Raw genomic sequence first — 10,778 nt, forward strand, 5'->3', positions numbered from 1 at the left:
CGGATGCTTGAAACTGGAAGTTCAGTTGGAAGAGTTGTTCAGCTGCTGAAGCTCAAGTTGCCTGGCAGCACTGGCTTCGAGGTTTGCACGCTCTTGATCCAGATACCGATAAATGCCTTGGAGGTTAGTAATTTTCTGTTTGATTTCTGCCATCTTCTTTTCAATCAGCTTGGCGCCGTCAGCACAATCGATCAGCTTGTTCCGCTGCGCATCCAGAATCTCGCCTATTTCCCCCAGGGAAAACCCCATGCTCTGCGCACGCTGGATAAAGTCCAGATCCTGCAGAGTCTGCTCTGTGTAAACGCGATAGTTGTTAGTTTGCCGCAGCGGTGAGATCAGGCCGATTTGCTCGTAGTAACGCAGCGTATGGCGGCTGGCGCCGCTGCGGGCCTCGAGTTCGCCGATTTTCATGAAAACACCGCTTGACTGTAGAGTTGGGTCGATAGTTTACGCTTGATTTCTCACCTTAAACAAGGAACAGGGAAATGAGCGTGGAGTGCTTTGTCACGGGGGGTACCGGCTTCATCGGTCAACATCTGGTGGCGTACCTGAGTGCAAAAGGTCACACCATTCGGGTGTTGATGCGTCGCCCAGAGCGACTAGCTGCACTGCGGGAGCAAGTCGACAATTTGGGAGGGTGCGCAACCCGGGTATTTGCCGTAGCTGGCGATCTGGAACGGGACAACCTCGGGCTGAGTCTTGCTGACCGGGAAGTACTAAGGCATGCCAGAGTCATATTCCACCTGGGCGCCCACTTCGCATGGGGGCTTTCAGTGGAGCATTCTCGTGCGGTGAATGTGGAAGGGGCAAAGCGCGTGGCGCGGTTGGCGGCTGAGCAAAAAAGCCGATTAGTGATGATCGGCGGCTACATGCTGAAAAATCATGAACATCTGCAACGCATCGGAATTGATCCGCGTTATCCGGAGCTGACGAATTGGCCTGCCGTCTACCGACAGGTCGGTGGTTACGAGGGGAGCAAGCTGGAGGCGCATTTTGCGACCCTGGAGGTCATGTCCGCCAAGGGCGGGGAGATTACCGTTGTCCACCCTGCGACGGTCTGTGGCCACAGCCGCACGGGGCATATCCTTGACGGTCAGCCGCTGGTGGAGCTGATCCGCAACCTTGTGCAGGGAAAGCTGGCCGCAGTGCCCGGTACCGCCGAGCACTGGCTGCCACTGGTCACCGTGGATTACCTGGTTGAGCTGGTGGCGGTCTGTGCTTTTGATCCTGCCATGGCGGGCCAGGAACTGCTGGCGCTTGATGACCAGACTCCCAACTTGCGAGAACTCCTGGTACAGGCGGCACAACCTTTGGGCTTAAAGTCTCCCAAGCATTACATTCCACTCCGATTGCTGAAGTGGCTACTGAGTATTCCCCCCGTCGCGCGGCTTTTGAATACAAAACCCGAGGCCTTGGACTTTATCCAGACCACTCGTTTTGATACAGCGGCGGTCGAGCAATTTGCCAACAGGCATGGAATAGCCAAACCGGATATACGCCAGTCTTTGCAGCACACTGCGACGTTCGTCAACTCATATTGCCTAGCCAAGGGCCAGGCCCTCTGACTTCTTCCTTGGGGGCGACAAAGTCGTTAGTCCCGATTAAATGGACTTTCCTAAGGTAAGTGTTGGTGGGATCTTCGTATCCTCAAACTTTGCGCCGTCGATGTAGGGCGGCATTCTATCGAACGACCATTCAGCGACAGGGATCGTCATCAATGCAATCTACTTTCAGCAAAGGCGTCATATTTGCACTCTCCGCTGCGGCACTGAACGCAACGATCGGTGTACTCAGCAAAGTACTAATGAGTAATGGTTTCACCGCCAGCAGTGTCGCTGTCATCAAGACCCTACTGGGTTGCGTGCTTCTCTCGATCCTACTGTTTTTCCTCAAGCGCCCGGCGGCGTCGACCCAATGGACTCAGGCGGCTATCTGCGCATTCCTTGGCATCTTTGTGCTGTTCTATTTCGAAACGTCCGCCTATCAACACTACGCTGCGGCAGGTGTGGTGGTGGTGCTGATGGCCAGTGCCTCAATTTCCTCGATCATTCTGGGGCGCATTTTCCTCAAGGATGCCATCACCGCGAACGCTACCGTTGGCGCCGCACTGGCTATCGCTGGGATCTCGGTGATCTTCGGCGGCGACCTGCAGCAGGGCTTTACCCTGCAAGGTGCTGCGCTCGCCTCCATGGCCGGCTGCGGCTATGGGGCCTTTTCGGTTGCCATGAAGCGTATGGGGGTGTCGGGAGGGCTGCACTTCACTCGACAATTGTTGTTCTTTGGCAGCCTGTACCTGCTGATGCCGGCGGCGGCCGATGGTTTCGCGATGGGCGAGCTGTCGCCACTGGCGATCGCCGCGCTGCTGGCGCTGGCCACGCTGCCGACAATCCTGGGTTTCTTCTGCACCACCAAGGCCATCGAGTATCTCAAACCATCCCAAGTGCAAGCGCTGGAGCTGACCGAGCCACTGTTCGCCGCGCTGCTGGCGTTTGTGGCGCTCAATGAAGTACCGCGCGAAAGCCTGTACGCGGGCGCGGCACTGATCATCGTCGGCCTGTGTTTCTCCAATGAACTCATCCGCTTGGGCAGCAAAGCATCCGTCTCTTCGACCGGTTGAATCCACAGCCGATTACCGCCTGTTGAAATGAGAGGCGAAGCATGCCCTCTACGACCCGCTGACGGGCGATTGAAGCAAGGCAAATGTTACGGCTTCTGATCCAGGGTGACCTCCTGCCAGCTGTCATCGGGATCGAAGCGCTTCATCGACTGCGCCAATTTATAACCCTCGGGTCCCAGGTCTTTCTCGAACACTTGGCCCTCATGGCTGATCATGAAACTCATCACCCCGGTGTCCTCGTATTTCGCCGGCCAGGCGATGAGGGCAAAGCCACGGCTCATCTTGTCACCGATGAGGTAGCTGTAGGCGCCACCCGGTGCCGAGGGACCTTGTCCCTCGAGGATGCGGAAGTGGTAGCCATGCCAATCTTCATCGGCGATGGCATTGCCGAACAGCGGACCCAAGGGGCTGAGTTGACCGCTATCGTCATCCGCCCAATAGAGTCCGTCGTGCTTGCCGGGAGTGCTGAAGATTTTCTGCGCATATTCGAGGGCGCCGTCACCGTCATGATCCACTGATGCATAGTCCATCTGGGCGTCGTGATAGGTCAGCACCGATTGCACCGCGGCCAGTTCGTTGCTGCCGATTCGCCGCATACGGATTTCGGCGCTACCGGCCTTGATGTCGAAGCGCCAACCCTTTTCGGCTTTTACCAGGGGTATCGGCAGTGTCCAGTGGTCACTGCCGACCGACAGGACAGCGTTGCGGTCACTGGTTTTTTCGATGGAATGTCGCTCGCGGTAGAGCTTCAAAAACGCATCCACGTCACTGCGCTGGACGCCACCTCGCGGGATGAAACTGCGCCAGTCTTCACCCAGCAGCTGCATCAGGCGTGCCTGATCGGCCTGTTGTGTGCCCAGGGCTTCGACGAACGCCTGAGCGGCCTGTTCCGGGGTTGGAAATGCCTGCTGTGCCATAGCCGTGCATGACCATGCCAGGCTGGCGCTGATCATCAGGAGACGAGGGAGCGAGCCCATGAATGCTTTCACTCGAGGAAGTGTGTTCAACGCCGGCCCCCCCCTCTTTGTCGCATGGAGGCACCGGACGGCCTGCTGATCTGATGGCCGGCGGATCGCGCAGCACTGGGGCGCGTGGCGGATGCCTGGCTGGTTCGGCCACGGAGGGCCTGGGCGTTGGACTGGGACGGCGAGCGCGCGCCGGCAAAAGCATTATTGCGTGCACTGCCGGGGCTGGCGGTCGGGCGTTTTGGCGTTCCCTGGCGCGCTTGGGAGAATTCCTGGCGGCGCTGATTCGTCTGAGCGTTCTGTTGTCTGGGCTGCTGATTTTCCCGGATGTTTCTGTCAGTACCTTGGTTCCTGTCAGAGGCTCTCGGTCTGTCTGCCCCGGCTTGCATGCGATTATCGACCTGCGCTCTGCGCGCTTGATCACGGGCCTGGAGGTTAGTGGTGGCCGGTCGTTCGATACCGTGCCTGTCCATTGAACTGCGGGCTTTTTCACGCGCCTGGGCGCGTTGGGCATTATCCCCTCGAAAGGCCTCACGCTGATTGGCACCGTCCAGTTGTCGACCGTACTGTTCACGGCTCCTGCTGTCTCGATAGGGAACGCCATCGCGATGAAGGGAGTTGTGCTGCCACTTGTTCTGGTTCCTGTTGATCTGGGTGTTGCGATTGATGTTGTTGTAGCGGTCGACGTCGATGTCGATGTCGTTGTTGTCCCAGTCACAGTCGCCCCACAGCGAGGCGACGATCGCCACGCCGGTCCCGAACGCCAGCCCGGCCATCAAGGCCGATCCGGGGTAATAGGCGGGGGGCGGTGGATAGTAGACGGGCGGCGAAGCAGGGTAGGCCCAGGTGCCATAGGTAGTGGTCGGATTGTACGTGGGGACGTAGACCACTTGCGGGTCGGCAGGCTCGATGACGATGGTAGTGGAGCTGTTGGCAGGGGCTTGGGCAGGGGCTGCCGGTGCAGCCTGAACCGTCACGTTCTGATATTGGTTGCTCTGCAGGTTGCCTGCTGCTTGCGCCTGATGCCGCAGGCGTTGCACGCCGTCCATGACATCGTCGGGTTGCGCCAGAAAGGCATCGCCCAGACGCTGTACCCAGACCGGGTCTTGTCCCAGCGTTGCCAGGACCTGTGGGAAGGCAACCAGCGCCTGTACGCTCGGGTCCCAGGTCTGGCTTGACACTTGTTTGACCGCATCATCGCCCTTGGCGCCCGGATGCGCTTTGGACCAGGTGACCGCCTCGGCGATTTCCCCGGGGTAGGTACTGGCCATCAATACCTGTGCCAACAGTGGATCCGGGTATAGCGCAATGGGAGCCAGCATCTGATCCAGCTGCTCTTGGGCGAACACGACATCTTTGGCCGGTGCCGTCAGGGGCGCTGTAGCCGCAGTGTTTGCAGGCGCATTCTGGGTTTGCGCCAGGCAAGAAAACCCACTTAGAACCAGTACAGCCGACACCGCGTAAAGTAATGAAATGCGCATCGCCCCACCTCATGTGGTCAGGCAGGCTTGAGAGGACTGGATCAATGTCAGGGAGTGAGAACGGCCGACCTCGATGACTCCGCTAAAGGGTAGCAGACACCCATGCTTTAGCCTCCCGCAGCGTGGAGATTGAATTATTGAGGGCGGGGTAAATGAAAATTATTGTCAATGATGGTTTGTACTATTTCTATCGACCCATTTATGGCGAACTGAGCCCCCATACATACGAGTAGAAAACCCATCAAACGTGATATTGCATCAATGCCTGACTCCCCTGTTAGTTTCATTATGGGGCCTGAACTGCGTAAGCAGATCCAGAGAATAATGGAAGTAAACAAGAAGATTAATGGAGGCGCGGTTAATAGAACCCAGGCTGGAAATAACGTGCTGTGTTTAATGGTCGCGGAGGAGCTGATAATCATCGCGATCGTTCCTGGCCCGGCAGTACTGGGCATGGCCAGCGGAATAAAGGCAAAACTGGCCTGTTCCTTTGCGCTGTTGACGACAGGAGAAACATGGACAGGCTGCGGGAAGAGCATCTTCAAGCCCATTATTATGAGAATGCCACCGCCTGCCATGCGCAAGCCCGGAATGGAAATGTTAAAGGCGTCCATAACAAACTCACCTACGTAATAGGTAAGTGCCATGATGAGAAAGACATAAAGCGAAGTCGAAAGCGCCTGTTTGTTTTTTTCTTTTTGGCTAAGGCCTTTGCTCAGGGCAATAAATAAAGCCACTGTTGTAGGCGGATTGATCAGGGGTAGTAAGGCCAGTAATCCCAGCGCTATAGCATTCAATAGTTCTGTCATATCCAAGCGTCCGGAGTAGCCTTCATCAAGGTCTCTGCTTGTCAGCCATATCAGCGCGAGGTTTTGACTTTCATTACCTCGGTGTAAATGGCGTTGATCGTCTGACCCACCTGGAGCTTCTTCATTCGAGCCTGAAGCTGTGGGTCCTCGACCTTCAGGACGGTCAGTTCGCCCTCCGGAGGTAGCAAGGTCACTTCATGCTTTTCCAAGTCAATGCGAGTGATCTTTGACGTGACCTTGACCTTGCGAACCGCCTCGCCACCTGGGTCAGGATTGTCCTGTGTGGCACGGATAGTCATTGATTCGTCGCTAACCCCTGGTGCAGCTTCGACATTCGTGTCGAGCACATAGGCGACTGAGCGAACAACGTGGATATCGACCTTGTCGTCGACCTTCAGGTTGCCCAGGGCCTTGGCTTTTTCCGTGAGCTGGATGGATACCGGGCTTTTGTTGGTGTCTTCTATGGTGACCTGACGATTCACCGGATCAACGGCCAGCACCCGCGTAATGATGTGACCTTCCAGGGAACGGCTACCCAACGGCACCTCGGCTGCATGGGCCGTAAAGCCGATAGCGGCCATGATTGAGGCAAGGGCAACAACGGCAAGGGAGGGCATCGGTTTCATGGGCCTGTTTTTCTGGTGTTGGCTGGTAGAACAGCGCTATGGATTACCGGTCGGAGCGGTTTGCACATTAGGTCAAAGCATAGTCATTGATTACCGAGATGCCCGGTCACAGTGTCGATTGGATTGTTCACCTGTTTTGTCAGATCTTCGATCAGCAGGTTGGAGTTGAACTTTCTGTCCTCGTCTTGAAGGCGAGTGGCAGTTCTTGGGCCGATTGCAGCTTGATGCGAAGGTCTGTAAACGACCCGAAGCAACATGATCGCATCACGGAGTGAAGGGGCTGCGCGGCCATATCTTCAACAATACTCGCCCCGTCAACGCGCAAAACCTGCGCTGTTTGCTCCGCTATCCACGCCTCGTGTCGCGCCCTGTGCGTCCGGAGAAATCCGGGTTGTCATATTGCGAAGCCCATTCGCGAAAGACCACGTGTATGTCATGCATATCGCCACCGGGTGCGATGCGATCGCCAAAGCGCGCCTTTTCACGTGCGGCCAGCTTCTCAAGGTGAACAACAGCGCTCTAGCGCCTGTGAAAAAACGTGCTAGACAATAATCTTGCTTGTCGTTGGCTAGCCACTAGCCTCGACAACAGCCTGTTCGCTTCACCCCGTCTGACAGGAGAGTGCTCATGAGCGAACGAATCAATGTGGTGATACTGAGCTTTGCCCCGGCGTTTGCAGCGTTGCGCGATGGCCTTTCGGTCGCTCAGCGGATTGGCGACACACTGTGGGTGGCCAACGATGAAGCCACAAGCCTGGAGCGTCTGAAAATCCAGGGCGCTGCACCAGGCGGCGCGGTGATCTGCGCTGAGCACCAATCGTTCTCGCTCATGGAATACCTGGACCTGCCCATACCGGAGCCAGACGCCGAGATCGATATCGAGGGGGTGGCCTATGACGATGGTTACCTCTGGGTGGTGGGCTCCCATAGCCTCAAGCGCAGGAAGGCCGAGCCCGACAAGCCTGCGCAAAAGAACATCAAGCGGCTATCGACGGTAGAGGCAGACGGCAATCGCTTTTTGTTGGCCCGCATTCCGGTAGTACGGCAGAACGACAGCTATGGACTCGCCAGGAAGGTGGATACCGATGGGCGTACGGCGGCGCAGCTGCGTGGCAACGCGCTTGGCAACGACTTGACCTGGGAAATTGCCAAAGACGATCAGTTACGGGACTTTCTGCCCATCCCGGGTAAAGACAACGGTTTCGATATCGAAGGGATGGCGGTCATTGGCTCGCGGCTGTTGTTGGGGTTGCGTGGGCCGGTCCTGCGCGGATGGGCCGTGCTGCTGGAGATCGAGCCTGAACTCAATGACGACCCCAGCGAAACCTTGGTGCTCAAGAAGATCGGGCCGCAGGGGCGCCGCTACCGCAAGCACTTCTTCGCGCTCAATGGCCTGGGGGTGCGAGACCTGTGCGTCAGCGGCGACGATCTGTTGATTCTGGCGGGGCCGACCATGGACCTGGACGGACCGGTAACGGTGTTCCGTTGGCGTGGCGGCTTCGCATCTGATGAGGAGCTTGTGGTCTTTGCGGAGCAATTGGAGAGGGTTCTGGATGTGCCTTTCGGGCAAGGTGACGACCATGCCGAGGGTATGTGTCTGTTTGACGTGGCTGAGGAGGCCGGGGAAGGTCTGCTAATCGTTTACGACGCTGTCGCGCCACGTCGTAAACAGGGCGATCTGAGTGTGGAAGGGGACCTGTTTATCCTGAAGTAGTCACGCATCTGGCCTGATCGGGCACTTCAATGGCAACCCAGGCGAGCTTATGGTTGCGGCGCTATCACCGGCGGTTTGGTCGGCCGGCGCAAGGTGATGTCGAATAGCACTTACAAAAAGTTATTGCTGATGGGAGCCCAGGGGCTCCAAGGTCATGCACTCAGTAGCTGATATCATTCGAACACTTACCGGCCGAGCAGAAAAAACATGAACCGTCGCAAGAAAATCAACCAGCTATTAAAGGCTCACGCGAAAAAGGCCAGTGCCAAGCTGGCACCGCGAAAGCCCAAATACATCAGCAAGGCCGACCGCTTGAAGCTGGATGCCGAATCCACTCCCGAGTCCGTGGTTTCCTCCGAGAGCTGATACCGCTGCTTTCCCGGGTGGCTTCATGCTGCCCGCCAAACGGGATCGCCTGCTCACATCTGGCCGTCCCTGGCCTTAACGCAGGCTCCACGACACCCCGACATACATCGCCATGCCTTCCCCCGGTGTGGATCGCGCCGCGTCCAGCCCTTTGTCGTCGTAGCCCGGGGTAACGGTGGCGGCGTAGTGCTGGTCGGTCAGATTGCGCAGGTCGAGCCAGGTCTGCCAGTCGCCCTTGGGTGCGTTGTAGCCCAGGGTGGCGCCAAACAGCGCATAGGGATCGGCGTAGTAACTGTTGGCGTAGTCCACCGCCACCTTGGACACCAGTTGCGTGTTGAGCGCGGCGAAGAAACCCTGGGGCCAGTCGTAGCGCAACTCGCCCTGGTAGTAGTGCATCGGCAGGCCCGGCAGGCGGTTGTCGCCGAAGCGCTCATCGTCGCGGTAATGGAAGTCGCTGAAGGTGTAGCTCTGGCGCAGGCTCAACTGGCCGCCGTCGTCCCGCGACCACAGGGTGCTCTGCAGGCTGGCTTCCACGCCCTGGTGCACGGTGGGGCTGGCGTTGAGTTCGTAGGGCGTGGTGGCGTTGGCGTCCGGCAATACCGAGAGCAGTTCGTGGCGCACCTGGGCGTAGTACCAGGCCAGGCTCCATTGGCCGATGGCGCTGTCGCCACGGCCGCCGAGTTCCAGGGTGGTGGCGGTCTGGTTTTGCAACTTGATCGGGTCGCGCTGGGTGCCGGTGGCCGCGCCGCTGCCGGCCGGGAAGCGCAGGTTGGAGCTGTAGATCAGCGACCAGGGATGCGGCGCCTCGACCGAGCGGCTGAGGTTGCCGAACAGTTGCAGGTCGGGGGTCAGCTGGTAGCGCAGGCCCAGGCGCGGCGCATAGTCCCAGTCGCCGAGGCTGGTCTTGCCGCCGCCTTCGGGATAGGTCACGGCGCTTTCGCGGCGAGTGTAGATGGCGGCCAGGCCGGTGGTCAGCCACAGGTCGTCGGCGATCTCCAGGTCATTGCCGACATGCAGGACGCTGTCCGAACCCTGATAGGTGAAGTTGCGCATGTGGGTGCCCGGCGCGAAACCCGCGGTGTTGCCGCTGGGAATACGCACCCGCTCGCTGGCCCCTGAGTTGGGCAGGTGCTTGGTCACCCGCAGGCCCAGGGTGCTGTGGCTTTCCAGGCCCCAGAGGGTGTCGCGACGCTTGTAGTCGAAGGTGCCGCTGACATCGGTGTAGGCCACCTTGAGGCGGTTGGGGCCTTCGCGCAGGTCCATGGGGTAGTCGTGGTAGACCAGGCCGGTCTGGAGGCTCGAATCGTCATCGATGTACCAGGTGGTCTTGTTGCCGATAAAGGTGCTGCCCGGCTGGTCGCGGCTGTCGTTGCGCGTCACGTAGGCCGGGTTGGCCGCCCGTGGGTCGTGCTCGATGGAGCGCTGGGTGACCCGCCCGGCGAGGTCGTTGTCGGTCTGGCGATGGCGGATGTAGAAGCGGGTTTCCAGGTTCGGGTTGAAGCGATAGCCGAAGTTGGCGATCACCCCCTGGCTCTTGCTGGCGCTGTGGTCCTGGTAGCCATCGGAGTGCGCGTCGGTCATGGACAGGTAGTAGTCGAAGTCGCCCAGCACCTGCCCGGAGCTGACCTGGCGCTGCTGATAGCCGTGGCTGCCCGTGGCGTAGCGCACCTGCAACTTCGGGGCGTCGTAGCCGGTGTGGCTGATGTAGTCGATGGCGCCGCCCAGGGCCAGGGCGCCGCGGTCGAAACCGTTGGCGCCGCGCAGCACTTCCACGCGGTCGAGCCACAGCGGCTCCAGCAACTCATAGGGCGTGCCGCCGGGGCCGGTCAGCGGCAGGCCGTCGAGCATGGTGTACAGCCCCGAGGCATGGGCGCCCGGCGCGCGATTGATGCCCGAGCCGCGGATCGAGATCTTCACCCCCTCGTTGCCCGCGGACTGGGCATAGACCCCCGGCTGGTACGCCAGCACATCCTGGTTGCTGGCCACGCGGCCCTGCAGCGGGCGGCGCAGGCCCACCACATTGCTGCCGCCGGGCACCTGGGCCAGCCGCGCCTTGGCTTCCTCGATCGATGCGTCTTCGCCGCTGCGCTCCTCGGCGCCGATCAGCACTTGTCCCAGCTCCAGGCCCTGGGCTTCGGCCAGGGCCGGACAGACAAGGGCCAGGCCCAGCAAGGCAGAGGGCAGGGGACGGGGCGAAGGCA

10 protein-coding genes and 1 pseudogene are annotated in these 10,778 nt (G+C 59.3%); 4 read left to right on the forward strand and 7 right to left on the reverse strand.

The features are described 5' to 3' along the window. Positions 1-21: 21 nt before the first annotated feature. Positions 22-411 (reverse strand): MerR family transcriptional regulator, encoded by a 390-nt coding sequence (locus DK261_RS21675; RefSeq protein ID WP_028682363.1) that lies wholly within the window; start codon positions 409-411, stop codon positions 22-24. Between the two features lie 74 nt (positions 412-485). Here DK261_RS21675 and DK261_RS21680 point away from each other — a divergent pair, with 74 nt between their 5' ends. After that, complete coding sequence (locus tag DK261_RS21680; RefSeq protein WP_028682364.1) at positions 486-1,565, forward strand: SDR family oxidoreductase; 1,080 nt, start codon at positions 486-488, stop codon at positions 1,563-1,565. A gap of 152 nt (positions 1,566-1,717) precedes the next feature. Further along, the gene (locus tag DK261_RS21685; protein WP_110176330.1) at positions 1,718-2,617 is read left to right on the forward strand and encodes a DMT family transporter; all 900 of its coding nucleotides are present in this window, start codon (positions 1,718-1,720) and stop codon (positions 2,615-2,617) included. Positions 2,618-2,703: 86 nt separating this feature from the next. On the opposite strand, the gene DK261_RS21690 is transcribed toward DK261_RS21685, so the two are convergent. The 5 genes and pseudogenes from DK261_RS21690 to DK261_RS33610 all read right to left on the reverse strand — a co-directional run. Beyond that, positions 2,704-3,594, reverse strand: a complete 891-nt coding sequence (locus DK261_RS21690) for a DUF2950 domain-containing protein (RefSeq protein ID WP_038631924.1) — start codon at positions 3,592-3,594, stop codon at positions 2,704-2,706. Positions 3,595-3,620: 26 nt separating this feature from the next. Beyond that, positions 3,621-5,063, reverse strand: a complete 1,443-nt coding sequence (locus DK261_RS21695) for a DUF3300 domain-containing protein (protein WP_110176332.1) — start codon at positions 5,061-5,063, stop codon at positions 3,621-3,623. Positions 5,064-5,197: 134 nt separating this feature from the next. Next, positions 5,198-5,872: a MarC family NAAT transporter gene (locus DK261_RS21700; RefSeq protein ID WP_016704553.1), complete on the reverse strand. Its 675-nt coding sequence runs from the start codon at positions 5,870-5,872 to the stop codon at positions 5,198-5,200. A gap of 50 nt (positions 5,873-5,922) precedes the next feature. Further along, the gene (locus DK261_RS21705; protein WP_110176334.1) at positions 5,923-6,498 is read right to left on the reverse strand and encodes a hypothetical protein; all 576 of its coding nucleotides are present in this window, start codon (positions 6,496-6,498) and stop codon (positions 5,923-5,925) included. 265 nt (positions 6,499-6,763) lie between these two features. After that, positions 6,764-7,008 (reverse strand): annotated as a pseudogene (locus tag DK261_RS33610) (adenylate kinase); the annotation flags it as partial. Positions 7,009-7,125: 117 nt separating this feature from the next. Between DK261_RS33610 and DK261_RS21715 the strand changes: the two are divergent. Together DK261_RS21715 and DK261_RS21720 are read left to right on the forward strand one after the other, a co-directional pair. Next, positions 7,126-8,211, forward strand: coding sequence for a DUF3616 domain-containing protein (locus DK261_RS21715; protein WP_110176336.1), 1,086 nt, complete (start codon positions 7,126-7,128; stop codon positions 8,209-8,211). Positions 8,212-8,418: 207 nt separating this feature from the next. Beyond that, positions 8,419-8,577 carry a DUF2986 domain-containing protein gene (locus DK261_RS21720; protein ID WP_009048596.1) on the forward strand — a complete coding sequence of 53 codons (159 nt, stop codon included), beginning with the start codon at positions 8,419-8,421 and terminating at the stop codon, positions 8,575-8,577. Positions 8,578-8,652: 75 nt separating this feature from the next. Here DK261_RS21720 and DK261_RS21725 read toward each other — a convergent pair whose 3' ends face one another. Beyond that, positions 8,653-10,761, reverse strand: a complete 2,109-nt coding sequence (locus tag DK261_RS21725; RefSeq protein WP_371923111.1) for a TonB-dependent receptor family protein — start codon at positions 10,759-10,761, stop codon at positions 8,653-8,655. Positions 10,762-10,778: the final 17 nt, after the last annotated feature.

This window comes from Pseudomonas sp. RW409 (genome assembly GCF_003184125.1).
In the GTDB taxonomy this organism is placed as follows: domain Bacteria; phylum Pseudomonadota; class Gammaproteobacteria; order Pseudomonadales; family Pseudomonadaceae; genus Aquipseudomonas; species Aquipseudomonas chlororaphis_I.

Coding starts and splice junctions, on each gene's coding strand:
- DK261_RS21680 (WP_028682364.1), top strand. CDS start 486: ATGAGCGTGGAGTGCTTTGTCACGGGGGGTACCGGCTTCATCGGTCAA.
- DK261_RS21720 (WP_009048596.1), top strand. CDS start 8,419: ATGAACCGTCGCAAGAAAATCAACCAGCTATTAAAGGCTCACGCGAAA.
- DK261_RS21685 (WP_110176330.1), top strand. CDS start 1,718: ATGCAATCTACTTTCAGCAAAGGCGTCATATTTGCACTCTCCGCTGCG.
- DK261_RS21705 (WP_110176334.1), bottom strand. CDS start 6,498: ATGAAACCGATGCCCTCCCTTGCCGTTGTTGCCCTTGCCTCAATCATG.
- DK261_RS21700 (WP_016704553.1), bottom strand. CDS start 5,872: ATGACAGAACTATTGAATGCTATAGCGCTGGGATTACTGGCCTTACTA.
- DK261_RS21675 (WP_028682363.1), bottom strand. CDS start 411: ATGAAAATCGGCGAACTCGAGGCCCGCAGCGGCGCCAGCCGCCATACG.
- DK261_RS21690 (WP_038631924.1), bottom strand. CDS start 3,594: ATGGGCTCGCTCCCTCGTCTCCTGATGATCAGCGCCAGCCTGGCATGG.
- DK261_RS21695 (WP_110176332.1), bottom strand. CDS start 5,063: ATGCGCATTTCATTACTTTACGCGGTGTCGGCTGTACTGGTTCTAAGT.
- DK261_RS21715 (WP_110176336.1), top strand. CDS start 7,126: ATGAGCGAACGAATCAATGTGGTGATACTGAGCTTTGCCCCGGCGTTT.